The sequence below is a fragment of the Eubacterium sp. BIOML-A2 genome (assembly GCF_009680135.1).
GTDB classification, from domain to species: Bacteria; Bacillota; Clostridia; order Lachnospirales; family Lachnospiraceae; genus Faecalicatena; species Faecalicatena contortus_B.
The window spans coordinates 1-24,524 of the sequence record NZ_WKZK01000042.1 but is presented as its reverse complement, the minus strand read 5'-3'; the positions used below and the strand labels follow the sequence as shown (position 1 = coordinate 24,524).

Below are 24,524 nucleotides of genomic sequence, written 5' to 3'. Positions count from 1 at the left end.
AAAGACACGCATAGCCAATCCACATACGCTGCCCTGGTCCGGGATCCCACCCGGTTGGCGGGTTTTCCTGCCGATTGGATGAGCCAGCTTTGAGGTTTTCTTTCCACTCATTGAATTTTGTGTTAAAATAGTTATTAAGAATTCTATCAAAGAAGGGCTGGAGATTATGGCGAAATCTAAAGAAAATAAGGGTGTGAAAGCAAGGCTTGTATCCGCTGCATGGCAGCTGTTCCACGATAAGGGATATGACCATACAACGGTAGACGATATCATTGAGCTTTCGGGTACTTCCAAAGGCTCGTTTTATTACTATTTTGACACAAAGGATGAATTGCTCAGTACTTTATCTACAGTGCTGGATGATTTTTACGAAGAGCTTTCTGCGGAAATAGATCCGGAAATGAATAATTACGATAAGCTTTTGTACCTGAATTACAGAGCACATTCTATGATCGAGGAGAAGATCAATATAGATCTGCTGGCGTCTTTGTATTCCACTCAGCTGACCGCTAAGGGACAGAGACACCTTCTGGACAGGAACAGAGTTTATTACCGGTTGATCACAGGTATCGTGGAGGAGGGCCAGAAAAAAGGGGAGATCCGCCAGGATAAGTCTATCAATGAGATTACCAAGTATTACTCTCTGTGTGAGCGTGCGCTGATTTCAGACTGGTGTCTGAGCAGGGGGGACTATTCACTGGGAGAATACAGCCGGGAATATATGCCGGTCATGATGGGATATTTTAAAATTTGAGGAGTAAGCAGATGAATATTCAGGGTTTGCAAAAACTGACACTTTTGGATTATCCGGAGAAAGTGGCGTGTACGATTTTTACCGCAGGGTGTAACTTCCGGTGTCCTTTTTGCCATAACGCTTCTCTGGTAACGCATGTAGATGTGAATCTTAACATACCAGAGGAAGAAGTATTTTTTTTTCTTAAGAAACGCCGGGGGGTTCTGGACGGCGTATGTATCACGGGCGGGGAGCCATTGTTACAGCCGGATATAGAGGACTTTATAAAAGAGGTAAAGGATCTGGGCTACGCGGTAAAACTGGATACTAACGGAAGCAGTGCCGCCCGTCTGAAGCGGCTTGTGGATCAGCGTCTGGTCGATTATGTGGCGATGGATATAAAAAATGCTCCGAATAAATATGGTATGACCATCGGGATCGAAGGCTATCACTTGGAGGATATTCTGCAGAGCGTGGATTTCCTGATGTCGGGTGCGGTGCCCTGCGAATTTCGTACCACGGTAGTAAGGGAATTTCATAAAAGAGAGGACTTTGCGGCTATTGGACGCTGGCTCCGGGGAGCTGAAAGATATTATCTGCAGGGATTTGTGGATTCAGGGGATTTAATCAGGCCGGGGCTGCGCGCCTATACAAAAGAGATTATGGAACAGGCGCTGGAGATTGTAAAAAGAAATATTCCCAATGCTGAACTCAGAGGGGTTGAGTGATATTTATTCCCTCAGGCAGACTGCATGGGATGATGAAACAGCGAGGGACGGACTGTTACAGCGTTAAAGGTCAGATCCTTACATAGGAAACTGTAACTATATCTAGTTGGAAACAAAAAAGTTGCATACTAGATATTGTTGTTCTTTGTTGACAAGTGAAATATATGGTGATAGAATATTTTCAGATGCCCAACTGTATCCGGTTGGGCAAAAATTATCTGACTTTGATTAGAGAAAGGGGCGACCGTACAATATGTATCAGGTTACAAAAAGAGATGGGAAGGTAGCTGACTTCAATCTTGCCAAGATAGGGGAGGCAATCAGGAAGGCATTCGAAGCCCAGGAAAAGCAATACAATCAGGACATAATCGATCTGCTGGCGCTGAAGGTTACGGCAGATTTTGAACCAAAGATTAAAAAAGGCCTGGTATCCGTGGAGGATATTCAGGACAGTGTGGAGTCCGTGCTGATAAAGGCAGGATATGCAGATGTTGCAAAAGGTTACATTTTATACAGAAAACAGAGGGAGAAGATTCGGAATCTGAATTCAACCCTGCTGGATTACAAAGAAATTGTGGACAGTTATGTGAAGATTACCGACTGGCGTGTAAAAGAGAATTCTACAGTGACCTATTCTGTCGGCGGTCTGATTCTCAGCAACTCCGGCGCGATCACAGCGAATTACTGGCTGTCTGAGATTTATGACGAGGAAGTGGGGAGAGCGCACAAGAATGCGGATATTCACATTCATGATTTGTCCATGCTTACCGGTTACTGTGCAGGATGGTCCCTGAAACAGCTGATCCAGGATGGCCTGGGCGGCATAACGGGCAGGATCACGTCGGCTCCGGCCAAGCATCTGAGCGTACTCTGCAACCAGATGGTCAACTTCTTGGGAATCATGCAGAATGAATGGGCAGGCGCGCAGGCATTTTCATCCTTTGACACCTATCTGGCGCCCTTTGTCAAGAAAGACAATCTGACATATCCGGAAGTAAAGAAATGTATCGAATCCTTTATATACGGCGTAAATATACCGTCACGCTGGGGGACCCAGGCTCCGTTCTCCAATATTACACTGGACTGGACAGTACCGGGGGATTTGGCGAACCTTCCGGCTATAGTAGGAGGCGTTCAGCAGGATTTCACCTATGGGGACTGTAAAGCAGAGATGGATATGATCAATAAGGCATTTATCGAAACGATGATCGAAGGGGATGCCGAGGGCAGAGGATTCCAGTATCCGATCCCTACGTATTCCATTACAAATGATTTTGACTGGTCTGATACAGAGAATAACCGTCTCCTTTTTGAAATGACAGCGAAGTACGGAACTCCTTATTTTTCAAATTATATAAACAGCGATATGGAACCAAGCGACGTCAGAAGTATGTGCTGCCGTCTGCGCCTGGATCTGCGTGAACTGCGCAAGAAATCCGGCGGTTTCTTCGGAAGCGGAGAGAGTACGGGTTCTATTGGCGTAGTTACGATCAACATGCCGCGTATCGCATATCTGGCAGAGGATGAGGCCGGATTCTATAAACACCTGGATAAGATGATGGATATTGCAGCAAGTTCCCTCCATACAAAGCGTGTTGTTATATCAAAGCTCATGGAGGAAGGACTGTATCCTTACACAAAGAGATATCTTGGTTCTTTTGAGAATCATTTCTCCACAATCGGGCTGATCGGCATGAATGAGGCCGGCCTGAATGCAAAATGGATCCGAAAAGACATGACAAGCGCAGAGACCCAGCAGTTTACCAAAGATGTACTGAACCATATGAGGGAAAGACTTTCTGATTATCAGGAAATGTACGGAGAGCTGTTTAACCTGGAGGCAACTCCGGCAGAGTCAACCACCTACCGTCTGGCAAAACATGATGTAGAACAGTTTCCGGATATCATTACTGCTGCTGAAGGAGATGGAACACCATATTATACAAACAGTTCGCATTTGCCGGTTGGCTATACCGAAGACGTATTTGAAGCACTTGATATTCAGGATGAGCTTCAGACACTTTATACGTCAGGGACTGTATTCCATACCTTCCTCGGAGAAAAACTTCCGGGTTGGAAAGCAGCGGCATCATTGGTTAAGAAGATCGCAGAGAACTACAAAATGCCATATTATACAATGTCACCGACCTACTCCATCTGTAAGAACCATGGATATATTTCCGGAGAACAATACAAATGCCCGCACTGCGGAGAGGAAACGGAAGTATACAGCCGTATTACGGGGTACTACCGTCCTGTAAAGAACTGGAACGATGGTAAGACACAGGAATTCAAGGATCGCAAGGTATATGATATCAGCAATTCCAAGATGAGCATACGGACACATGAGGCACAGAAGGCGGCAGAAGAAGTGGCTGTACCGGCGGGAGAAATGAAAACGCTCCTCTTTACAACCAAGACCTGTCCGAACTGTAAGATTGCAACCAGTTCTCTGGAAAAAGCAAATATAGCCTATGAGATAGTAGATGCAGAAGAAAATGAAGAACTTGTGAAGAAATACGGTGTAATGCAGGCTCCCACATTGGTTGTAGTCGGTGAGGATGGCGTGCAGAAAATGGCAAATGCTTCGAATATAAAAGCGTATGCTGAGACACACTAGTACATCATATAATAATTAACTGCAACATAAGCCGACCTAAATTTCCGATAGCAATGTTCCCCAAGCCTCAGCGTAGCCCACTACGCCTGCGTTTGTGGAGCAGCACTCTCGAAAGTTTGTCTCAGCTTATGAGTCAGTTACTTATTTTACGGTATACTAGAGTATAACAGATAAACGGCAGTGGCGGGCGGAGAGGAATCGGTATCCCCCACTGAAATGAGCTTAATCTACACATCTTTATAGGATGTAGTCGTACTCTGTGAAATTACCGGGCGTGTTATTGAAACAACAAGGAGGGTTGATTATGTATGATATCGGAATTATCGGCGGAGGTACGGCTGGCATGACTGCGGCAATATATGGACAGAGAGCCGGGAAACGTACATTAATTATTGAAAGTATGAATTTCGGAGGGCAGATTACTTCTTCCCACAATGTAGAGAATTACCCCGGGATTGCCAGTGTAAGCGGAAGCGAATTTTCTATGAATCTGCTGGATCAGGCGATGAAGTTGGGAACAGAGACCGTGATGGAACAGGTTACGGGTATCCGGGATGAGGACGGCTTAAAGATCATAGAGACTGCAGGAAAAGAATACCCGTGCAGAACCGTGATTATCGCCACAGGAGTTACGCACCGGCACTTAGGGCTGGAAAAAGAGATCCAGCTCACCGGCGCAGGCATATCTTACTGTGCTACCTGTGACGGAGCATTTTTCAAAGGCCGTGATGTTGCGGTCATTGGAGGCGGAAATACGGCGCTTCAGGATGCGGAATTTCTTTCCAACTACTGTAAAAAGGTATATCTGGTACACAGAAGAGACGAATTCCGCGGTGACAGCAGCCTGGTAGACGCACTGAAGGCAAGAGATAACGTAGAATTTGTGCTTAGTGCCACAGTGAAAGATATCATAGGCGAAACCATGGTAGAGGGTCTGACCCTGAACAATAAAAAGACCGGAGAAGATTTCAACATAGAAGTCGCCGGAGTATTTGTGGCAATCGGACAGATCCCCCAGAACCAGGTTTTTGCCGAATTTGTAAAACTGGATGCAGATGGATTCATACTGGCGTCTGAGGACTGCATGACCTCCCGTCCAGGTGTGTTCGCAGCAGGAGACTGCCGTACAAAAGAAGTGCGCCAGCTCACAACAGCAGCGGCAGATGGGGCGGTAGCGGCTTTAGCGGCTTGTAAGTATTTGGTTTGATGGTCTGTCCGCCTGCCTTGGATGTTGTATGCGGCGCAGGATGGGATGTCTTCCGGTGTTTTTGGATACCGGCCGTTTAGCCTGGTTTCCCTAGGGATAAAATAGAAAAATCTGATGGAACCAGCGACATGCGGCCCCAAATCCGATGATTTGGGGCCTTAGTCGCTTCAGACTTTGCTTGGTAAAGCAAAGTCTGTCCATCAGATTTTTCTATTTTATCCCAAGGGAAACGCACGGCACACTCTGAGGCATCCAAAAACACCGGAAGACATCCCATCCCGCCCCGCATACAACATCCAAGACAGGCTGGGTGCATCCTGGCGGTAGAAGCCGTTGGCAAGAAAGGTTCCGTGCAGCAATTAAATATACACCGCACACCGTTACAGGAAGCTCCTTCTTATTTGGAATATTTATCTGCCGATTGGTTGAACCGCGCCCCCATACAGCGCCCCCTTAGCCAATCCCTATATACCTTCCCTCAATCCAAATAAAGCTTCATCCCCATCCAGGATTTCATGTGGTTTAGCATGGTTTCGTCTGGTTCTATGATGATGCATGTGTTTTTCTGGTTCAGCTGGATCATGATGGAGTAAGCTTTTGCGTTGGCATCCTGTGAGGAAAAATCAAGGGTCTTTTCCGGGTTCTGGGAGTTCAAACGCGGTGAACCCTTTGGCGCTATAATTTCGGCCTGCTGGATGTCAAATGTGAGCAGTTTTTTTCTCTTGGATTTGCTGTAGATGGCATCTACTTCCATATCATGGTTCAGCAGTGTGTATTCGTATTCCACGCTTAGCTTAGGGAAGACAAAATAGTATGCCAGGAAAGCGAGTACGACTGTGATGATTACCCCCAGAAAACCGATGAACATCATGGAAAACACGAGGATCAGGGCGAGGGCCGCGATGATGAGGATACGGATTATGGTATCCAGCGGTCGGGATTTGCGGGCTACAAGTTGTTCGTAAAAAGCGTCATTCATATCAGGAGTTCCTTTCTGTTTGTAAATAGTTAATGACCATGGTGGCAATTTTGAAGGTCATGGCATCCTCGAATCTGCGGATGTCCAGGCCTGTCCTTTTTTCAATCTGTTCCAGCCGGTAGATGAGGGTGTTTCTGTGCATATGCAGCTGTCTGGATGTCTCGGCTATGTTCAGGTTATTTTGGAAAAACTTGTTGATAGTGGATGTTGTCTCCTCATCAAATGCGTCCGGAATATCGCTTCCAAAAATCTCTTTCAGAAAATTTTCACACAAGCTTACCGGCAGCTGGTAGATCAGTCTTCCAATACCCAGCTGATCGTGCGGAAATACGGTCTGCTCGGAATAAAACAACTTACCGACACGCAGCGCCAGGCTGGTTTCCTTAAAAGCGCCGGGCAGTTCCATGAGCGTGCTGATACATCCACTGTAGGCAACCTGCACGTGTGTCAGCGCCTCCATGTTCAGTGTGTCGACGATCATGTGTGCAATCCGGCTGATGTCGCCATCGGTGTCCGAGGACTTCCTTGGGCGTAGTATCACAAGGTTCTTTTCACCCATGGAAACAAGGTTAGTTTTGGCCTGTGAAGGAAACAAATTCTTAAGAATCTCTATGACAGTGTCATCCAGGGTATTTTTGGTTTCCACCAGAAATAAAGTCCTCTGAGATTCCGGATCGATGTGGAGACGGACGGCCCGCTCGTAGATGTCATACGCCGGAATGCTATCCGTCATCAGGCTTTGCAGGAAATGGTTCTTGTTGTACTTTTCCCTGTATGCCTGGGTGAGACAGCGGACTTGCGTCAGCGCATTTTCAAGCTCTTCCGGCGTGTCTGCGCGGACTTCGAGCGTCATGCCGGTTATTCTTTTCAGTTCGGACAAAGCTTTTACAAGCTCTGGTGTGTTCTCCATAATCATCCCTCGTATAGATAGAATTGAAGAGGCTGCACTTTTATAGTACAGCCCCTCTCTTAATTATTATAATATTATTCTAAAGCATTAGTTGGAAATCGTCAACTCTGTATCTTTATCGAATACGTGAATCTTTTCCATATCCAGTGCAAATACAGCATCATCACCGTTTCTCAGTGTTGTGCGCGGATTAACGCGGGCTGTCATCTGAGTGCCTTCTACGTCAAAATACAGATATACTTCTGCGCCGAGCAGCTCGTATACTTTAATTTTGGATTTGATTACGCTGTCAGGTGAGCTTGCGATAAATGCCTCTGAGTCATGTACGTCCTCCGGACGGATGCCGAGAACTACTGTCTTACCATTATAACCGCCATCGATCAGAGCTTTTTTCTTGGAAGCAGGTACCTTGAGCACATGCTCGCCAACGGTCAGTGTAACATCACTGCCTGCAACATTTACAACTGCATCCATAAAGTTCATCTGCGGAGAACCGATAAATCCGGCAACAAACAGGTTGCAAGGTGTATTGTAAAGATTCTGAGGTGTATCTACCTGCTGAACAACGCCGTCTTTCATAACAACGATTCTGGTTCCCAGTGTCATAGCCTCTGTCTGGTCATGTGTTACGTAGATGATTGTAGCTTTCAGATTTTCATGAAGCTTGGAAATCTCGATACGCATCTGAACTCTCAGTTTAGCATCCAGGTTGGAGAGCGGCTCATCCATCAGGAATACCTTAGGATTACGAACGATAGCACGTCCCATGGCAACACGCTGTCTCTGGCCGCCTGACAGAGCCTTTGGCTTACGGTCGAGTAATTTTTCCAGGTCAAGGATTCTGGCAGCCTCACGAACTTTCTTGTCAATCTCGTCTTTCGGCATCTTACGAAGCTTCAGACCGAACGCCATGTTATCGTATACAGTCATATGCGGATACAGAGCGTAGTTCTGGAATACCATCGCGATATCGCGGTCTTTAGGCTCAACGTCATTCATAACTTTTCCGTCGATTTCCAGAGTACCTCCTGAAATATCTTCCAGACCTGCGATCATACGAAGTGTTGTAGACTTTCCGCATCCTGATGGTCCTACGAAGATGATAAATTCTCTATCATCAATCTCAAGGTTGAAATCTTTTACTGCCTGAAATCCATTTGGATATACTTTCTGAATTCCCTTTAATGATAAACTTGCCATTTGTATAGCCTCCTTAAAATATTGTTTCGTTGTATTTTAGATTAAAACAGCATTGCCTTGCTTTCTGAATTCAGTATAATAAAGAAACCCCGAATGGACAATATCACGAGTAACCAAAAAAATTTAAAAAATGTGTACATTTCGACCATAGGCATTAAATCCGGTCCAGCTGTTCCTTTATTTCAGGGATGGAAAGCCCCTGCAGGCGCAAGTCCCGGATGCGTTCGATCTGTCTAACTGCATTTTCGCGGGGAAAGCGGCGGGTCAGGTTCTCCTCAGCCTGCTCGAAGGGCAGCATGCCTTCCTCGGTATAATACTTCAGGGTGCTGTAACGCGCACCGGTGATACGGACGAGTTCACCGATGGAGACGTATTCAGATGCAAGTATAGTTTCCATAGAACGTTGTCTTGACATTAGAATCTCTCCTTACTTTTCTTAATGTACGGGCTGCTACATGACATAACGACGCAGACGGACGCCCTGAACGGGGGCCTTAACCACGATCTGTGTGGGAATGCACTCATAATGGAAATTATCCACTTTCAGGAGCGGCACGGTGCCGGCGCGCAGGACATGCACCTCGTGCCCCTTCTCTTCCAGCCGGCGGATGACACATTCCAGCCGCTTATCATTGCCCGAGAACCAGGCGTCTGCCTCAATGAAGATGGACTGGGAGCGCTCGAAAAACGGGCAGGCGAACAGAAGTCCGGTTCCAAAGGGCGTTGTAAAAATATCCTCCTTTTTCTTCAGAAACTTTTGGCTGAAGGCTTCAAACGCGTGACGGGTCTGGATGGGGAATAATTGCTTTGCCAAGGGCGACTCCAGATACAGCTGGTTGATCCGTGTGGCAAGGTAACCCTGCTCCGCGCGGGTAAAGAGATCATAAAAGCATCCGCTTTCGCGCAGCAGCCAAAACAGGCAGATGACATCGTCGGTAACATTACCGTCTTCCATAAGTTCCGCGCGCATGCCCTCCGTTTGTCGTGTGTATTCCTCCACATTGCTGCAGTATTCAAAAATATTAACTCCGGCAGTTACATAAAATAAATCACAGGCCAGAAGATTAGGAATTTCGGTCAGCAGATTCTTTTCAGCCAGTATAGCCTTGATCTCTTTTTCAGTCTGTTTGAGTGTACGGGAAGAACCATCTGCAGCAGATTTTAATTCCTGTTCCAGAGCATCCTGGTCCGGCCAGACAGCATCCAAATACTTTTCTAAAATCTCCGCTGCTGCGATAGAGCGCAGGGCGGCTTTTTTAGCTGTCGTCATATGCAGACTGTCCTGTGCGTTAAGAGCAATAAGGGCAAAACGTTCTTGTAAAGTTAATTCTGACATAAGAACCCTCCTTTTTTATCGTGTATTAAGTTACTACTTATTACTTACTACTTACGATTTAAATATACAACAAAAACAGTGAAAATGCAAGAAAAAGTTCAAAGGGGTCAGACCCCTTTGAAGCCGGTGCGGTTTATGCTATACTATATTTTGTTTGATAACATAGTCGGTGGTGCGATCTAATAGATCGAGAAAGATATAAGGAAAGGCGGAAATGGGGATGGAAAGCCGGAGGAATGGTCTTGCATCGATACATATTGCAGTGCTTTTATTCGGCCTGGCAGGTCTTTTTGCGAAGTGGGTGGATCTGCCGGCAGTGATTATCGTACTGGGGAGGGTCATATTCTCCTCTTTGTTTTTGTGGTTTTTGCTGAAGATAAAAAAGGAACGTCTGCGTCTCTTATCGGGCAGGGATTACCTGCTGATGATTACGGCGGGGATTGTATTGGCTGTACACTGGACCACTTTTATGCAGTCCATACAGACATCTACGGTAGCCATTGGGACACTGACATTCTCTACGTTTCCGTTATTCGTAACGTTTTTGGAACCGGTTCTTTTTCGGGAAAAGATACGGCTTTCCAGTGTGGTTTCTGCAGTTATTATGCTGTGCGGGGTTTTGTTTATCGTACCGGAATTCCAGCTGGGAAATACCATGACGCAGGGCGTAGTCTGGGGGATGACCGGCAGTTTGTCCTATGCGGTATTATCGTTAATGAACCGGAAGTTCATGGAGAAATATACGAGCAGCCTTACGGCATTCTATGAACAGGCCACGGCAGGCATCGTATTGCTTCCTTCCGTCTTTTTGCTGAAACCCGAGGTTAATGGGAAAGATATTCTGGTGCTTCTTCTGCTGGGAGTAGTATTCACGGCCGTGGCACATACTATGTATATTGACGGACTGGGAACGGTGAAAGTGCAGACGGCAGGTATTATATCCGGTCTGGAATCGGTCTACGGCATATTGGCGGCATTTTTGTTTCTGGGAGAAAAGCCGGGGATAAAAGAGCTTGCCGGCGGTGTGATCATACTTGGCGTGGTATTTTATTCTACGTTTGCATCAGCCGGGCGCCGGACAAAGTAACGGCAGAACAACATGAGCTTGACGGCAGAGCACTTTGGAGGTAAGGATGAAGAAATTATTAGACTATTTTATGATAGACGGCGAGGTAGGAGGGGACCAGGACTGGTTCACCAATGTGGTGATGCATGTTGGCGGCTGCGCGGCGGCAACTGCCTGCGACAGCTGCATTTATTTTGCAATGTATCAGGGGAAAAAACACTTATATCCGTTTGACGTGGAAAATCTGACCAAAGAGGAGTACATTCAGTTTTCCATGAAAATGAAACCATACATCAGGCCGCGGGTGGGCGGCGTTAAAAAGCTATCCATGTTTATAGAAGGGTTTGAAAAATATCTGCGGGACTGCGGTGATACAAGGCTTAAGATGTCGGGCTTTGACGGCGGTCATACCTTTACGGAAGCAGCAGATTTTATAAAAGGGCAGATTGACGCCGGATTCCCTGTGCCGTATCTGATGCTGAAGCACAAAGACCCAAGATACAAAGACTTTGTATGGCACTGGTTTTTGTGCTTTGGATACGAAGAGAAAGAAGGGGACCTGCTTATCACGGTGGCCACATATGGGGAGGCCAGCACATTTTCGCTGAAGGATCTGTGGGATACGGGATATGAGGAAAAGGGCGGCCTCATCAGATATATGGAATAGTATACCTATGGCTGATTGACGAATGCACTGTAATCCGATACAATAAAGATAATTATTTTTTATAGAAAAGAGGAGTTTATATTATGGAAAATCCAATCGTAACATTTGAAATGGAAAACGGGGACATTATGAAGGCAAAATTATATCCAAACATCGCCCCAAATACGGTGAATAACTTTATATCTCTTGTGAAAAAAGGGTTTTATGACGGCCTGACTTTCCACCGTGTCATCAGCGGATTTATGATTCAGGGAGGATGCCCGGACGGGACAGGCATGGGCGGCCCGGGATATAGAATCAAAGGAGAATTCACACAGAACGGCTTTCTGAATGACCTGCCGCATTCACCGGGAGTTCTCTCCATGGCACGTGCCCAGCATCCAGATTCAGCAGGGTCCCAGTTCTTTATCATGCACAGGAGTTCCCCATTTTTGGACGGAGCATACGCTGCATTCGGAGAACTGACGGAGGGAATGGATGTTGTGGAAAAGATCGCAGAGACAGCTACAGATTACAGTGATAAGCCTCTGGAAGCACAGGTTATGAAGAAAGTAACGGTAGAGACCTTTGGAGTTGAGTACGAAGAACCGGAAAGAGCGTAGAGAAATATGCAAACAAAACCACAGAAGGCGAATCAGCTGCAGAATCCGGCGGTGATCTGCATCCTTGCGTTAATTTGCTGCGCGCTATGGGGGAGCGCTTTTCCCTGTATCAAGGTGGGGTATGAGTGGTTTGGAATAGAAGGAACCGGGAGCCAGATCTTATTTGCTGGCTACCGGTTCTTCCTCTCTGGAGTGCTCACATTTGTGATAGGATGTATCCTGGAGAAACGGCTCCTGACGATGAAAAAGTCATCAATCCCGTGTATCTTGCGACAGGGAATCTTGCAGACAACCGTACAGTATTTCTTTTTTTATGTGGGACTTGCGCATACGACCGGCACGAAAGGTTCTATTATCAATGCGTCCAATGCGTTTGTATCAATCGCAGCGGCACATTTTATACTACAAGATGAAAAGATGACGTGGAAAAAAGGGGCAGGCTGTGCTCTCGGACTTGCAGGAGTCATCGTGATCAACCTGTCGCCCGGCGCCTGGGGGGATGGATTTTCTCTGATGGGCGAGGGCATGGTATTTATCTGTACCGTTGCTTATGGAATCAGTACGGTTATATTGAAAACAATATCGGACAGAGAAAGTCCAATGACAATTACTGCTTATCAGATCTTGTTCGGGAGCGTTCTTCTTATTATAATAGGGTTCGCCCTTGGCGGTCATGTAAATGGCTTTACTGTGAAATCCACAGTGCTTCTGGTCTATATGGCGCTTATTTCCACGGCTGCATTCAGCCTTTGGACTCTGCTGCTTAAATATAACCCGGTGGGCAAAGTGGCCATATACGGTTTTTCCATCCCGGTATTCGGGGTGGCTTTGTCCGGTATCTTCCTTGGAGAGCGGATTGTAACGGTTAAAAACCTTTCCGCCCTGCTCCTGGTCAGTATTGGAATCCTTATTGTCAACAGCAGTAAAATTAATCGTAATACAGCGTCCGGTTCCCATCGATGCTCTCCCTGACGGAGTCCTGGATCCAGTCGACTGCGCCCTGGGTGTCTCTGTCCCGGATGAAGGTCCAGAGCTTATAATTGTTTTCATACAGGACGGGAATCCCATAAAGTGTACAAAAGCGTTCCCACAGTGTGAACACGGGGGCGCGGAAGGACTGGAAAATCAGCGGGATGAGCGTGTTGTGGGAGAGCAGGGCAAACTCATGCTGAAATTCAAACGCAGCCTGTGAGGCTTCGCCTATAGACTGTGCGTCTTTGATCTGTTCTATCTTATCTCGGAGGAGCTGGATCTCCTCCTCGGTAATCCGGTCGATACACAGCTGTGCAACCAGGGTATCCAACGCGATACGGACCTCCAGGATCGAGCGGATTTCTTCGTTGCGTATTTTCCCGCCGTTGTATTTCATAATGGAAAGAAGCGTGTCCAAAGTACCTTTACGGCGGTAGTCTGCCACGAAAGTGCCCACTCTTGGCTTCACATTCAAAAAGCCTTTTCTCTCCAGCTCGCCGAGCCCGCTGTTCACTACGGCGCGGCTGACCTGCATCATCTCGGCCAGCTGGCGTTCCGGCGGCAGCTTTTCACCGATTTTTAATTTCCCGGATAAAATAAGATGTTCCAGCTGCTCCACGAAAAGGTCACGGAGAGACGGGGAACTGATTTTCTGAAATTCCATACATTTTCCTCCCGGTATTATCTTTGTGCATATTATAATATAGAACGAATTCAAAAACAAGAAAATTGGCGTAACCGTGTTACTGTTCAGACCGTGCCGTGCACCTCGCTGCACGGCATCGGAGCCAATAAAGTGATGGTCTCGGGGCATCTGCCCCTCGCCGTAACCGTTCAGACTTGCCTGAGCGGTTATAAATTGACGGTGGCCTGCTATCAGTACTCAAAACTGCACCTTGCAAAAAGCCAGTTCATACCGTACAATAGTGAGCAGTAAATACGTTAAAATGGAGGCGTTAGCCATATATGAAGATGGTCCGGTCAGAAAAACTGATTTATGAATACGAAAAGCGGGATGAAGAAGGCAATGTCATTGGCATGAACCGCGCGGTCGACGGCGTGGATATTGACATTGCCCCGGGGGACTTTGTTGCCATTCTGGGACACAACGGTTCCGGAAAGTCCACGCTGGCGAAGCACATGAATGCGATCCTGGTTCCCTCGGGAGGGACAATATGGGTGGATGGAAGAGACACGAAGGATCCGATGGAGCTGTGGAACGTCAGACAATCGGCGGGAATGGTGTTCCAGAATCCGGACAACCAGATCATCGGCACTGTAGTAGAAGAGGATGTGGGATTTGGTCCGGAGAACCTGGGTGTACCTACCGATGAGATCTGGAAAAGGGTAAAGGACAGCCTGAAGGCGGTCGGCATGCTGGAATACCGGAATCATTCTCCGAATAAGCTGTCCGGCGGGCAGAAACAGCGTGTAGCAATCGCTGGCGTGATCGCCATGGAACCCAAATGCATTGTTCTGGATGAGCCTACCGCGATGCTGGACCCCAACGGAAGAAAAGAAGTCATCCGGACGGTACAGGAACTGCGCAGAAGAAAAAAGGTGACCGTTATTCTGATAACCCATTACATGGAGGAAGTGATTGATGCAGACCAGGTATATGTGATGGACAGGGGACATGTTGTAATGCATGGGACGCCCCGGGAGATATTCAGCCGGGTGGACGAACTGAAAAAGTACAGGCTGGACGTGCCGCAGGTAACGATGCTGGCAGAGGCACTCAAAAGGAAGGGGTTAAAGATTCCTTCCGGAATTTTACGGACAGAGGAGCTGGTGGAAGCATTATGTCAATTAAGTTAGAACATATCAATTACGTATACAGCCCGGGAACAGCTTACGAAAAGCAGGCGCTCAAAGATATCAGCCTGGAGATTCGTCAGGGAGAGTTTGTGGGGATCATCGGACATACCGGTTCCGGCAAATCCACACTGATTCAGCATTTTAACGGTCTGATAAAAGCAAGCAGCGGTGCACTGTATTTTGACGGGAAGAATATCTATGACGAAGGATACAACATGAAGGAGCTTCGGAATCAGGTGGGGCTGGTATTCCAGTATCCGGAGCATCAGCTATTTGAGGTGGATGTTCTCAGCGATGTATGCTTTGGCCCCAAGAACCAGGGGCTGGCGAAAGAAGTCTGTGAGGAGCGCGCAAAAGAAGCCCTGGAGCTGGTTGGCTTTCCGGAGGAATACTACCATCAGTCTCCCTTCGAGCTCTCCGGGGGACAGAAGCGCCGGGCGGCCATAGCAGGCGTACTGGCTATGCGGCCCAGTGTCCTGGTGCTGGATGAGCCGACGGCAGGTCTGGATCCAAAAGGGCGGGACGACATTCTGGATCAGATCGACTATCTGCACAAGAATACCAATATGACCGTAATTCTCGTGTCTCACAGCATGGAGGATATCGCCAGATACGTGAGCCGGATTATTGTGATGAATGAGGGCGCAAAAATGTTTGACGGGAAGCCGAAAGAGGTGTTTGCCCATTACCGGGAACTGGAAGAAGTCGGGCTTGCGGCCCCCCAGGTAACCTATATTATGCACGCCCTGAAGGCGAAAGGTATGAACGTGCGTACGGATGCAACAACGGTGGAAGAAGCAGCAGAAGAGATAATGAGGAGTATTCATGGTTAGAGATATTACAATCGGACAATATTATCCGGCTAAAAGTGTGATCCACAGACTGGATCCAAGGGTGAAGATTGTATGTACGCTTTTATTTCTGATATCCCTTTTTATACAGAGGAGTATTCTGGGGTATGTGGTTGCAACCTTATTTTTAGGCGCGGTTATTTACATGAGCAGGGTACCGTTCAAATTTATTGTGAAAGGCTTGAAACCTATCATGATTCTGCTTTTGATTACGGTACTGTTTAACCTTTTTCTGACAAGGGGCGGTGCGGAGCTTGTGCATTTCTGGATTTTCCATATTACGGAAAAGGGGCTTGAAACCTCTGTGTATACGGCGATCCGCCTGATTTACCTGATCATGGGATCGTCCATTATGACGTTTACCACAACGCCAAACTTCCTGACAGACGGGATTGAAAAGCTGCTGCATCCGCTGAATAAGATCAGGGTGCCGGTTCACGAGGTGGCGATGATGATGTCGATTGCCCTTCGTTTCATTCCCATTCTTCTGGAGGAGACGGATAAGATTATGAAGGCGCAGATCGCCAGGGGGGCGGACTTGGACAGCGGCAATATGATCCAGAAAGCAAAAGCCATGATTCCCATTCTGGTTCCTTTGTTTGTGTCCGCATTCAGGCGGGCAAACGATCTGGCTATGGCCATGGAATCCAGATGCTACCATGGCGGGGAAGGAAGAACCAAGATGAAGCCCCTGGTATACAAAGGCAGAGACCGGGCGGGATATATCATCACACTTTTGTATATGGTGTTGGTATTTATTGTGGGGCGCTATGTGCCGTTCCACATATGGATATTTTAACAAATAAATGCGGTTCCCGGATAGAAAGTGGTTTGGTGCAATGCGCGCCGCGGCACGAGAGGCAGAGGGCTCTTGTACGGTTCGCGGATATGGATCAATATACAGGGCAGTTCTTCCGGGGATTCGGTGAGGGATTATGAAACGAATCAAACTGACAGTTGCCTATGACGGCACAAATTACTGCGGCTGGCAGATTCAGCCGAACGGAATTACGATAGAGGAAGTATTGAATAAAAAACTATCAAAGCTGACAGGCGAGGAGATCCGGGTCATCGGTGCCAGCCGGACGGATTCGGGAGTGCATGCGCGGGGGAATGTGGCCGTTTTTGATACGGATACGACGATTCCGCCCGACAGGCTGGCTTACGCACTGAACCGGCGTATGCCGGAGGACATCGTGATTGTAAAATCCGAGGAAGTACCAGCTGACTGGCATCCGAGGTACTGCGATACTGTGAAAACTTATGAGTACCATATTCTCAATACAAGGGTGCCGGACCCCATCAGAAGACGGACGACATATTTTGTGTCCTACAGCCTGGATCTGGAAAACATGCGCAGGGCGGCGGGATATCTGCTAGGTGAACACGACTTTGCAAGTTTCTGCAACGTCAGGACCAACGCAGAGGATACTGTACGTACCGTATATGATCTGGATATTCTGGAAAATGGGGAAGAACTTACGATAAGGATCCGCGGAAATGGATTTCTCTATAACATGGTGCGGATTATAGTGGGGACGCTGCTGAGAGTCGGGCGTGGATTCTACACGCCGGAGCAGGTGAAGGATATTCTGGAAGCGAGGGACCGGCAGGCGGCTGGAGTTACTGCCCCGCCTCACGGGCTGGTCCTGGTGGGGATAGAGTATACCCAAAGGGAATCCCGTAAAAATAAAAATGGCGTTATTCCATAATAGAGATGCTTTATGGAATAACGCCGTTTTTGTGTCTACATCATCTTTTCTGTAATGATCTGAGATGTCTTTTTCTTATTTTCCAACGCTTTATCGCCCAGTTTTTTGTAAACTTCGGCATATAAGATATCGATTAAAAAGAGCTGGGCCGTCTTTGCTGCAATCGAACCACCTTCCATTGGCCCTTCGTTGGCTCCGCATAGCAGCAGGATATTGGAATACTGGGCTGCGGGCGTCTTAAGAAACATGGTAATAAACACGACGGATGCCCTGGCGCTGTGGCATATCCTTGCAATCTCAATACAATCCTTGGTGATACCGGAATTACAGAAAATGACGGCAAGATCCCCTTCTCCAAGAAGGGCGGCCTGTGTCAGCTGCATATGTGCGTCTGAGTTGTAGATGACATTGGGCAGTATCTTCATAAACTTGTTGCGGGCCTCGCTGGCGCTTGTCCCGGAACCGCCGAATCCAAACAGGTTGATGCTCCTGGCAGACAACATGAGATCCACGACCTTCGGGATTGCGTTGAAGTTCAGAGTCTCAAATGCCTGGTCCAGTGCAACATTGTAAGCCTGGAGAACTCTGGCGGCAGTATCCTTGCAATTGTCAGTGTCCGCCACGTCGATCAGTTCCTTTTTAGAGAGGGATTCGGGGGTGGAGGTGCTGAGCGCCAATGAGAGTTTGAAATCCTGATACCCTTTCAATGACAGTGTACGGCAGAAACGGAATACACTGGTCTCCCCGACATCGCAGAGCTTGGACAGGTCGGTGATCGTTGAGCTCAGAGCGGTCTGGGGGGAAGAAAGTACAAAATCAGCGACTTTCTTTTCTGCTTTAGTCATTTTGGAATATCTGCTTGTGATTTCGGTCATAAGATTCGTGGTAGCCATTGTGAAACCTCCCTCATAGTGATACCCGAGGGCATCTTTATATACGTCCCCGGGGCAGGTATGCAGTAATCTGCGTATTTTTAAACCCTGTTCTGCAGCTTGACTGCAGATCCGTCCGCAGGGCATGAGTTACGGGATGCCCTTTGGGTATACCTTATTCTGCAGCTTAGCTGCAGATCCGCCTGCAGGGCATGAGTTACGGGATGCCCTTTGGGTATAGTAATATTTTACAGTAAAAAAAATTTCCTGTCAATCGTCAAGAATGGTTAAAAAGATGTCAAAATAAAATTGAAAACCATATTAAAAAAGATAAAAAAGAAAAAATTTTTATTTTATTTTTAAAGTAATAAAACAGTTAAAAAATAATTTATTGGTTAAAAGAACCAAAAAAACACCTTAAAAACTGTTGATTATGTACTGTTGACATTAAGAAAGGTGAATGATAAAATTATTTCAACAAGTAAAAACAATATCGCAGATTTGAAAAAAATAGTTCATAAAAAATAAAATAAAAAAATTTCTTTCAAAAATATCTGCGATATCAAAGGGTGAAGGAGGAAAAACATGAAAAAGAAGATTGTAAGTGTCTTATTGTGTACGGCAATGGTTGCAGGGATGCTGGCAGGCTGCGGAGGAGGAAAAGCGAAGGAAGATACTTCCGCTTCAAAGGATGACAGCGGCAAGCCATACGCAGGAGAAAAGCTGACGGTTCTGTATATGTCAAGTGTATATGCGGATGCAGCCAAGTCCATGGTGGATGAATTCGAAGAGCAGACGGGCGCAACGGTAGAGGTGGTTGACTTCCCTTATACCACACTGCATGAAAAGGCGCTGCTGGATCTGACCAGCGGAACAGGCTCATACGATGTAATCGATGTTGCCAGCCAGTGGGACGGAGAATTTGCACCATACCTGACGGAACTCACTGATTTTATAGAAAAAGACAACTACGATATGGATGAATTTATCGAAAAGGTTCTGGAGAACTCCGGTACCTGGCAGGGGAAAATTACAGGAATTCCAAACGCAAGTACTCCGCAGCTTTTTGCTTACAGGACAGATCTGATGCCGGACGGCATCCCGGATACATGGGAGAAGTACAGAGAAGCTGCAAAAGCACAGACCAAACCGGATGAGGGCATATATGGTATTTCCGTATCAGCTACGACCGGACAGCTTGGCGGTGTGTTTGACTATGTGCTCTGGTCCATGGGCGGATCCTGGGCGGATGAGGACTGGAACGTAACCATCGACTCACCAGAGACAAGAGAGGCGCTGGAACATCTGAAAGAGATTCAGGACTATGCGGATCCCGCTATCTTATCCTGGGGAACAGAAGAGTCGATCAAGGCATTCCTGGACGGCAAAGCAGCTGTGTGCGAGACATGGCCTACCCTGGGACTTGTACAGGCAGCTGATGATGAGTCACAGTCCAAGGTAGTTGGGAAATGGGCGCTGGGAACCATTCCTTATGACAAGACCGGAACTACTCTGCTGAGTGCATGGGATTTATCGATACCTGCAAGCTCCAAGAATCAGGAACTTGCCTGGGAGTGGGTCAAGATGTACACGAGTGCTGAAAAGCAGAATCAATTCTATGAAGACTATGGTATTCTGTCACCGAGAAAAGCATTCTGGGAGCAGGACGGCATCAAAGGCACCTATATGGATACTGTAAGAGAAGCTCTGGATACAGCAAACCTGTGGTGGAGAATTCCGGCTTCAACAGAAGTAGATACTATGCTCAACACCGTTGTCAGTGAATATATGTCAGATCAGATAGATCTTGAAACGGCTGTCAGCAAAATGAAAAAAGGTATAGAAGATGCATTGAAGAATGCACCGCCTGAAGAAGGTACAAAGAACTATAATCTGTAATTACTATAAAATTGCGGAATAGATTACCTGCGGATTTATAACCTGCAGGTAATCTTCTTTCAAGAAAGGACTGAAAATAAAGCATGGCTAAGATGAAAAGAACGAAAAGTGCCGCTCCTGTGATCCGAAAGAGCAGAGGCGATAAGTTTGCATCATGGATGTTCCTGGTTCCTACCATGATTTTTCTGGGGATTACTGCGCTGCTTCCCCTGCTGTATTCCCTGTATCTGAGTTTTTTCAGGTTGAAACTGAACCTGCCGAATGCGGTGCCGGAATTCATCGGATTCGGCAACTATATCAAGATGTTCAGTGACCCTACATTGCTTACAAGCACTGGAAATACTCTGCTGTTCGCAGTTGTATCGGTGGCACTGGAGGTAGTGATCGGTCTGTTTCTGGCCATGGCTCTCTGCTCCGACAAGATGTGGGCAAGGATCTGTACCTCTATTTTTCTGATCCCCATGATTATGGCTCCGGTGGCTGTCGGTACTCTGTGGCGTATGATGCTGGATTCCTCCACCGGTATTATTAACTATTTCCTGAGCTTTCTTGGGGTTCCCAGTATTACCTGGCTGAGCAGTCCGAACACGGCGATGCTCTCTGTAATACTGGTCAATGTCTGGCAGCTGGTTCCCTGGGTAACGATTATCTGTGCAGCCGGACTGAAAGCCCTGCCGTCAGACTGTCTGGAGGCTGCTTCTGTGGACGGTGCGACCAACGGCCAGATTTTCAGAAAGATTGTCCTGCCGATGATGAGCCCGGTACTGACTGTTGTCGTAATGCTCAGATTCGTAGATGCATTCAAAGTATTTGACACGGTTTATGTTATGACAAACGGAGGCCCCGGCAGTGCAACAGAGATGCTGCCGAACTACATATACAAGCAGGGGCTCAAATTCTTTGATGCAGGATACTCCGCATCTCTTGCCATCATATTTGTAGTTGTGATGACAGTGGTAACAATGGGATTCCTGAGGTTAAGAGACAGAATGGAGGAGAATTTGTGATGAACAGAAAAAAACACAGAAAGCTGCCAACCATTGACAATATTATTGGAAATTTTGCCGGAAAGCCGGTTCGGGTGGTTTTAATTGTCGTCAGCATGATACTGATCCTCTTTCCATTATACTGGCTTCTGACCAGTTCATTTAAAGTGAAGGCAGACTATCTGGCCAGCCCTCCCGTACTGATCCCGAATCAGCTGACGATGGAGAGCTATGAGAGTGTCTTTGGAAAAGACCAGCTTGCAATGCACTTTTTAAATACATTTGTTGTTGCGGCAGTATCCACAGTTATATCCGTGCTTCTTGGCAGTATGGCTGCATACTCCGTTGCGCGCGGGTCAATCGGTAAAAAGGCGAGAAAGTATTTTGGCCTGTGGTTTATGATCCAGAAGATGTACCCCGCTATTGCGACGGCCATACCGGTGTATCTGGTAATGAGGACGCTGCATCTGATTGATACGAAAACTGCACTGATTATTATGAACACAAGCTTTAACCTTCCTCTTGTTATCTGGCTGATGATGGGATTCTTTGAACAGCTGCCCAATGAATTGGAGGAATCAGCCATGCTGGACGGGTGCGGATTCACAAAACGATTTTTCTATATCATTTTTCCGATTACCAAACCGGGAATCATTGCATCCGGGATCCTGGCATTTATTGGAGCGTGGAATGAATTTTTGTTTGCCGTAATCCTGAGTGTCAATAAATCCAAGACACTGCCAGTAGTCATTGCCGGTTTTATTACGGACCGCGGGCTGGAATGGGGGCCAATGGCGGTTACAGCTGTCATCACGCTGGTTCCGGTATTGCTGATCGTATGGGCGGCACAGAAGAATTTCGTGCAGGGCCTTGCAATGGGAGCGGTAAAAGGATAACGAGATTGGAAGGGCAAAACCATGAGGAAAAGAATTGTTTGTTTTGGAGATTCGAACACCTGGGGATATGATGCGGTGTCGGATGGAAGGTTTCCGGATGAGATCCGATGGACCGGTCGGCTCCGGGAACTGTTGGGAGAGGAATATACGGTAATAGAAGAAGGACTTTGCGGAAGGACTGCGGTGTTTGATGATCCGCTCAATGAGGGAATGAATGGACTGGCTTATCTGAATCCGTGCCTGATGTCCCATTCTCCCATAGATTATTTGATAATTATGCTGGGGACAAATGACTGTAAAGAGCGTTTTTCGGCGACACCAAAGAATATTGCAGACGGGATGAAGCGTCTCATTATGAAAGCAAAACAGACGGATGCGTGGCGTGATAATCCGCAGATCCTCCTGCTGGCTCCCGGGCCGATCGAAAAGGCTTGTGAGACTTCACCCGTGGCAGGGGAGATGGGAATATGCAGTGAAAAGTCGGAGAAGCTGGCGGCGGAATATAAAATCTGCGCAGAATCATGCGGATGTGATTTTATAGATACTGCGGATATCGTCACGATGAATCAGATTGATTACATGCATCTGGACGCCCAAAGCCATAACAGACTGGCTGAAATGCTGGCGGAATTTATCAGAGAGAAGGTGTGACATTGAATAAGGGAATTGAACAAATGAAGGGAAGGCTGATCGTTTCGTGTCAGGCTCTTCCTGAAGAACCGCTGCACTCCTCCTATATTATGGGCCGGATGGCCGCGGCGGCGAAAGAAGGCGGCGCAGCAGGAATCCGGGCGAATACGAAGGAAGATATCACGGAGATAAAAAAGAGTGTTGACCTGCCGATCATAGGAATCGTGAAGAGAGACTATGCGGACAGTGAAGTGTATATTACGCCTACGATGCGTGAGATCGAAGAATTGATGGCAGTGGGGCCCGAGATTATAGCACTGGACGCGACAAGTTCGCTGAGGCCGCAGGGGAAGACTCTGGAGGAATTCTATCAGGAAGTACGCAGTGCCTATCCAAGCCAGCTGCTGATGGCAGACTGTTCCACGGTGGAGGAAGCACTCCATGCTGACCGGATGGGATTTGACTTTATCGGTACAACCCTGGTAGGATATACAAAGCAGAGCCGGGGCCTGAAGATCGAGTCTGATGACTTTGCGATTATCAAAGAGATTATGCGCAGTGTTTCCCATGAGGTTATAGCGGAAGGCAATATCAATACGCCGGAAAAGGTGCGCAGAGTGATGGATCTGGGGGTCTACAGTGTGGTAGTAGGCAGCGCCATTACCAGGCCGCAGATCATTACAAAGCAGTTCGTGGAAGCATTAAAAAAATAGACAGGTATAGGGTTTTTGTTATTTTGGAAACGCTGTACTGGTACTGCGGGGTGAGAGCATGAGATACTACATAAGCATTGATATAGGCGGTACATCTATCAAATATGGTCTGCTGGATGAAGAAGGCAGAATATTGGAAAAGAGCAGCATGGATACGGAAGCTCACCGGGGCGCGGCTGCAATATTGGAGAAGGCGGGGCAGATCATCGATCTGTACCGGGAGAAACAGGAGATATCCGGTATCTGCATTTCCACGGCAGGTATGGTGGACTGTGAAAAAGGAGAGATCTTCTATTCGGGAGAACTCATTCCCCACTATACGGGAACACAGTTTAAAAAGGTGCTCGAAGAAACATACGGCATCCCCTGTGAGGTTGAGAACGATGTGAACTGTGCGGGCCTTGCGGAGTACAAGAACGGAGCGGCTTCCGGCAGCCGGGTGGCAGTCTGCCTGACGCTGGGAACAGGCATCGGCGGCTGTATTCTGATTGACGGGAAGGTCTTCCATGGGTTTAGCAGCAGTGCCTGCGAGATTGGATATATGAATATGTACGGCAGCGACTTCCAGACGCTGGGAGCCAGCAGTATACTGAGTAAAAATGTAGCGGAGAAAAAACAGGAGGATCCGAAAGCCTGGCCGGGAATCCGGATTTTTGAAGAGGCCGGGCGCGGGGATGCGGCCTGTATAGCCGCAATTGAACAGATGGCAGAGATTCTCGGGGAAGGGATAGCCAATATCTGTTATGTAATCAATCCCGAGGTGGTGGTTCTGGGCGGCGGCATTGCGGCCCAGGAAGCATATCTGAAACCATTGGTTACGGATCAGCTCCGGAGATTTTTGAAACCGGTTATCTTTGAAAAAACCAGGCTGGAATTCGCAAAACAGCGCAATGACGCTGGGATGCTGGGCGCGTTTTATCACTTTCAAATGCGGAGGCTGGAATGCAGTTAAACCTGTCAGGGCGGCCGAGATTTTGCCTTATGGCGGCAGAATATTTTGGTAAAGGTTTAATCACAGTGATACCGTTATACTGTCAAAAAGTTCACGATGCTAGCGTAAAATTTTATTCGGATTAAATGAAAAGAGGACACCACTTTGTGATAAAGTATTTATGGCTTGCAACCAA

At 47.3% G+C, this 24,524-nt stretch carries 25 protein-coding genes; 18 read left to right on the top strand and 7 right to left on the bottom strand.

Annotated features, from left to right (window positions below):
• Positions 1 to 166 precede the first annotated feature (166 nt).
• The 4 genes from GKG43_RS14705 (at position 167) to trxB (ending at position 5,288) form a co-directional block, all read left to right on the top strand.
• Positions 167 to 754 carry a TetR/AcrR family transcriptional regulator gene (locus GKG43_RS14705; protein ID WP_129879774.1) on the top strand — a complete coding sequence of 196 codons (588 nt, stop codon included), beginning with the start codon at positions 167 to 169 and terminating at the stop codon, positions 752 to 754.
• A gap of 11 nt (positions 755 to 765) precedes the next feature.
• Positions 766 to 1,461, top strand: coding sequence for an anaerobic ribonucleoside-triphosphate reductase activating protein (locus GKG43_RS14700; RefSeq protein ID WP_050640426.1), 696 nt, complete (start codon positions 766 to 768; stop codon positions 1,459 to 1,461).
• A 253-nt stretch (positions 1,462 to 1,714) separates the two neighbouring features.
• Positions 1,715 to 4,081 (top strand): ribonucleoside triphosphate reductase, encoded by a 2,367-nt coding sequence (locus GKG43_RS14695; protein ID WP_050640425.1) that lies wholly within the window; start codon positions 1,715 to 1,717, stop codon positions 4,079 to 4,081.
• A 304-nt stretch (positions 4,082 to 4,385) separates the two neighbouring features.
• A complete protein-coding gene (gene trxB, locus GKG43_RS14690; protein WP_050640424.1) occupies positions 4,386 to 5,288 on the top strand; it encodes a thioredoxin-disulfide reductase in 903 nt (300 codons plus the stop codon).
• Between the two features lie 478 nt (positions 5,289 to 5,766).
• Here the strand turns inward: trxB and GKG43_RS14685 are convergent, their stop codons facing one another.
• From GKG43_RS14685 to GKG43_RS14665, 5 genes are all read right to left on the bottom strand, one after another.
• On the bottom strand, positions 5,767 to 6,267 hold the full coding sequence (locus GKG43_RS14685) for a DUF6106 family protein (RefSeq protein WP_050640422.1): 501 nt from the start codon (positions 6,265 to 6,267) through the stop codon (positions 5,767 to 5,769).
• A 1-nt stretch (position 6,268) separates the two neighbouring features.
• Positions 6,269 to 7,177 carry a helix-turn-helix domain-containing protein gene (locus tag GKG43_RS14680; RefSeq protein WP_050640421.1) on the bottom strand — a complete coding sequence of 303 codons (909 nt, stop codon included), beginning with the start codon at positions 7,175 to 7,177 and terminating at the stop codon, positions 6,269 to 6,271.
• An 87-nt stretch (positions 7,178 to 7,264) separates the two neighbouring features.
• Positions 7,265 to 8,377: a sn-glycerol-3-phosphate ABC transporter ATP-binding protein UgpC gene (gene ugpC, locus GKG43_RS14675; protein WP_050640420.1), complete on the bottom strand. Its 1,113-nt coding sequence runs from the start codon at positions 8,375 to 8,377 to the stop codon at positions 7,265 to 7,267.
• A 154-nt stretch (positions 8,378 to 8,531) separates the two neighbouring features.
• A complete protein-coding gene (locus tag GKG43_RS14670) occupies positions 8,532 to 8,792 on the bottom strand; it encodes a helix-turn-helix domain-containing protein (RefSeq protein WP_050640419.1) in 261 nt (86 codons plus the stop codon).
• Between the two features lie 36 nt (positions 8,793 to 8,828).
• Entirely contained in the window at positions 8,829 to 9,713 is an 885-nt protein-coding gene (locus GKG43_RS14665; RefSeq protein ID WP_055154687.1) for a hypothetical protein, read from the bottom strand.
• 214 nt (positions 9,714 to 9,927) lie between these two features.
• Between GKG43_RS14665 and GKG43_RS14660 the strand changes: the two genes are divergently transcribed.
• The 4 genes from GKG43_RS14660 (at position 9,928) to GKG43_RS14645 (ending at position 13,020) form a co-directional block, all read left to right on the top strand.
• On the top strand, positions 9,928 to 10,800 hold the full coding sequence (locus tag GKG43_RS14660) for a DMT family transporter (RefSeq protein ID WP_202976927.1): 873 nt from the start codon (positions 9,928 to 9,930) through the stop codon (positions 10,798 to 10,800).
• Between the two features lie 46 nt (positions 10,801 to 10,846).
• Positions 10,847 to 11,446 carry a hypothetical protein gene (locus GKG43_RS14655; RefSeq protein ID WP_050640417.1) on the top strand — a complete coding sequence of 200 codons (600 nt, stop codon included), beginning with the start codon at positions 10,847 to 10,849 and terminating at the stop codon, positions 11,444 to 11,446.
• An 83-nt stretch (positions 11,447 to 11,529) separates the two neighbouring features.
• Positions 11,530 to 12,048 carry a peptidylprolyl isomerase gene (locus GKG43_RS14650; protein ID WP_129879776.1) on the top strand — a complete coding sequence of 173 codons (519 nt, stop codon included), beginning with the start codon at positions 11,530 to 11,532 and terminating at the stop codon, positions 12,046 to 12,048.
• Between the two features lie 6 nt (positions 12,049 to 12,054).
• Complete coding sequence (locus tag GKG43_RS14645) at positions 12,055 to 13,020, top strand: DMT family transporter (RefSeq protein ID WP_129879778.1); 966 nt, start codon at positions 12,055 to 12,057, stop codon at positions 13,018 to 13,020.
• Here the strand turns inward: GKG43_RS14645 and GKG43_RS14640 are convergent.
• Complete coding sequence (locus GKG43_RS14640; protein WP_050640414.1) at positions 12,977 to 13,684, bottom strand: GntR family transcriptional regulator; 708 nt, start codon at positions 13,682 to 13,684, stop codon at positions 12,977 to 12,979. The genes GKG43_RS14645 and GKG43_RS14640 overlap by 44 nt on opposite strands.
• A 302-nt stretch (positions 13,685 to 13,986) precedes the next feature.
• Here GKG43_RS14640 and GKG43_RS14635 point away from each other — a divergent pair, with 302 nt between their 5' ends.
• The 4 genes from GKG43_RS14635 to truA all read left to right on the top strand — a co-directional run bounded on the left by GKG43_RS14635 (position 13,987) and on the right by truA (position 17,401).
• Positions 13,987 to 14,838, top strand: a complete 852-nt coding sequence (locus GKG43_RS14635) for an energy-coupling factor transporter ATPase (protein WP_050640413.1) — start codon at positions 13,987 to 13,989, stop codon at positions 14,836 to 14,838.
• On the top strand, positions 14,823 to 15,671 hold the full coding sequence (locus tag GKG43_RS14630) for an energy-coupling factor transporter ATPase (protein ID WP_050640412.1): 849 nt from the start codon (positions 14,823 to 14,825) through the stop codon (positions 15,669 to 15,671). Before GKG43_RS14635 ends, GKG43_RS14630 begins: the two co-directional genes overlap by 16 nt.
• Positions 15,664 to 16,488 (top strand): energy-coupling factor transporter transmembrane component T, encoded by an 825-nt coding sequence (locus tag GKG43_RS14625; RefSeq protein ID WP_129879780.1) that lies wholly within the window; start codon positions 15,664 to 15,666, stop codon positions 16,486 to 16,488. Before GKG43_RS14630 ends, GKG43_RS14625 begins: the two co-directional genes overlap by 8 nt.
• Positions 16,489 to 16,624: 136 nt before the next feature.
• Positions 16,625 to 17,401, top strand: coding sequence for a tRNA pseudouridine(38-40) synthase TruA (gene truA / locus GKG43_RS14620; RefSeq protein ID WP_050640410.1), 777 nt, complete (start codon positions 16,625 to 16,627; stop codon positions 17,399 to 17,401).
• A gap of 35 nt (positions 17,402 to 17,436) precedes the next feature.
• Here truA and GKG43_RS14615 read toward each other — a convergent pair whose 3' ends face one another.
• Positions 17,437 to 18,294: a MurR/RpiR family transcriptional regulator gene (locus GKG43_RS14615; protein ID WP_025656140.1), complete on the bottom strand. Its 858-nt coding sequence runs from the start codon at positions 18,292 to 18,294 to the stop codon at positions 17,437 to 17,439.
• 564 nt (positions 18,295 to 18,858) lie between these two features.
• Between GKG43_RS14615 and GKG43_RS14610 the strand changes: the two genes are divergently transcribed.
• The 6 genes from GKG43_RS14610 to GKG43_RS14585 all read left to right on the top strand — a co-directional run bounded on the left by GKG43_RS14610 (position 18,859) and on the right by GKG43_RS14585 (position 24,349).
• A complete protein-coding gene (locus GKG43_RS14610) occupies positions 18,859 to 20,172 on the top strand; it encodes a sugar ABC transporter substrate-binding protein (protein WP_050640409.1) in 1,314 nt (437 codons plus the stop codon).
• 92 nt (positions 20,173 to 20,264) lie between these two features.
• Positions 20,265 to 21,179: a sugar ABC transporter permease gene (locus GKG43_RS14605; protein WP_050640408.1), complete on the top strand. Its 915-nt coding sequence runs from the start codon at positions 20,265 to 20,267 to the stop codon at positions 21,177 to 21,179.
• The gene (locus GKG43_RS14600; RefSeq protein ID WP_025656143.1) at positions 21,179 to 22,054 is read left to right on the top strand and encodes a carbohydrate ABC transporter permease; all 876 of its coding nucleotides are present in this window, start codon (positions 21,179 to 21,181) and stop codon (positions 22,052 to 22,054) included. Before GKG43_RS14605 ends, GKG43_RS14600 begins: the two co-directional genes overlap by 1 nt.
• Positions 22,055 to 22,075: 21 nt before the next feature.
• Positions 22,076 to 22,705 carry an SGNH/GDSL hydrolase family protein gene (locus tag GKG43_RS14595; RefSeq protein WP_050640407.1) on the top strand — a complete coding sequence of 210 codons (630 nt, stop codon included), beginning with the start codon at positions 22,076 to 22,078 and terminating at the stop codon, positions 22,703 to 22,705.
• A 2-nt stretch (positions 22,706 to 22,707) separates the two neighbouring features.
• Positions 22,708 to 23,397 (top strand): N-acetylmannosamine-6-phosphate 2-epimerase, encoded by a 690-nt coding sequence (locus GKG43_RS14590; RefSeq protein ID WP_129879782.1) that lies wholly within the window; start codon positions 22,708 to 22,710, stop codon positions 23,395 to 23,397.
• Positions 23,398 to 23,455: 58 nt separating this feature from the next.
• On the top strand, positions 23,456 to 24,349 hold the full coding sequence (locus tag GKG43_RS14585) for an ROK family protein (RefSeq protein WP_050640405.1): 894 nt from the start codon (positions 23,456 to 23,458) through the stop codon (positions 24,347 to 24,349).
• Positions 24,350 to 24,524 lie beyond the last annotated feature (175 nt).

Bases quoted from the DNA above. Each gene is read 5' to 3' on its own strand.
- GKG43_RS14705 (WP_129879774.1), top strand. From the start codon at position 167: ATGGCGAAATCTAAAGAAAATAAGGGTGTGAAAGCAAGGCTTGTATCC.
- GKG43_RS14700 (WP_050640426.1), top strand. From the start codon at position 766: ATGAATATTCAGGGTTTGCAAAAACTGACACTTTTGGATTATCCGGAG.
- GKG43_RS14695 (WP_050640425.1), top strand. From the start codon at position 1,715: ATGTATCAGGTTACAAAAAGAGATGGGAAGGTAGCTGACTTCAATCTT.
- trxB (WP_050640424.1), top strand. From the start codon at position 4,386: ATGTATGATATCGGAATTATCGGCGGAGGTACGGCTGGCATGACTGCG.
- GKG43_RS14685 (WP_050640422.1), bottom strand. From the start codon at position 6,267: ATGAATGACGCTTTTTACGAACAACTTGTAGCCCGCAAATCCCGACCG.
- GKG43_RS14680 (WP_050640421.1), bottom strand. From the start codon at position 7,177: ATGGAGAACACACCAGAGCTTGTAAAAGCTTTGTCCGAACTGAAAAGA.
- ugpC (WP_050640420.1), bottom strand. From the start codon at position 8,377: ATGGCAAGTTTATCATTAAAGGGAATTCAGAAAGTATATCCAAATGGA.
- GKG43_RS14670 (WP_050640419.1), bottom strand. From the start codon at position 8,792: ATGTCAAGACAACGTTCTATGGAAACTATACTTGCATCTGAATACGTC.
- GKG43_RS14665 (WP_055154687.1), bottom strand. From the start codon at position 9,713: ATGTCAGAATTAACTTTACAAGAACGTTTTGCCCTTATTGCTCTTAAC.
- GKG43_RS14660 (WP_202976927.1), top strand. From the start codon at position 9,928: ATGGGGATGGAAAGCCGGAGGAATGGTCTTGCATCGATACATATTGCA.
- GKG43_RS14655 (WP_050640417.1), top strand. From the start codon at position 10,847: ATGAAGAAATTATTAGACTATTTTATGATAGACGGCGAGGTAGGAGGG.
- GKG43_RS14650 (WP_129879776.1), top strand. From the start codon at position 11,530: ATGGAAAATCCAATCGTAACATTTGAAATGGAAAACGGGGACATTATG.
- GKG43_RS14645 (WP_129879778.1), top strand. From the start codon at position 12,055: ATGCAAACAAAACCACAGAAGGCGAATCAGCTGCAGAATCCGGCGGTG.
- GKG43_RS14640 (WP_050640414.1), bottom strand. From the start codon at position 13,684: ATGGAATTTCAGAAAATCAGTTCCCCGTCTCTCCGTGACCTTTTCGTG.
- GKG43_RS14635 (WP_050640413.1), top strand. From the start codon at position 13,987: ATGAAGATGGTCCGGTCAGAAAAACTGATTTATGAATACGAAAAGCGG.
- GKG43_RS14630 (WP_050640412.1), top strand. From the start codon at position 14,823: ATGTCAATTAAGTTAGAACATATCAATTACGTATACAGCCCGGGAACA.
- GKG43_RS14625 (WP_129879780.1), top strand. From the start codon at position 15,664: ATGGTTAGAGATATTACAATCGGACAATATTATCCGGCTAAAAGTGTG.
- truA (WP_050640410.1), top strand. From the start codon at position 16,625: ATGAAACGAATCAAACTGACAGTTGCCTATGACGGCACAAATTACTGC.
- GKG43_RS14615 (WP_025656140.1), bottom strand. From the start codon at position 18,294: ATGGCTACCACGAATCTTATGACCGAAATCACAAGCAGATATTCCAAA.
- GKG43_RS14610 (WP_050640409.1), top strand. From the start codon at position 18,859: ATGAAAAAGAAGATTGTAAGTGTCTTATTGTGTACGGCAATGGTTGCA.
- GKG43_RS14605 (WP_050640408.1), top strand. From the start codon at position 20,265: ATGAAAAGAACGAAAAGTGCCGCTCCTGTGATCCGAAAGAGCAGAGGC.
- GKG43_RS14600 (WP_025656143.1), top strand. From the start codon at position 21,179: ATGAACAGAAAAAAACACAGAAAGCTGCCAACCATTGACAATATTATT.
- GKG43_RS14595 (WP_050640407.1), top strand. From the start codon at position 22,076: ATGAGGAAAAGAATTGTTTGTTTTGGAGATTCGAACACCTGGGGATAT.
- GKG43_RS14585 (WP_050640405.1), top strand. From the start codon at position 23,456: ATGAGATACTACATAAGCATTGATATAGGCGGTACATCTATCAAATAT.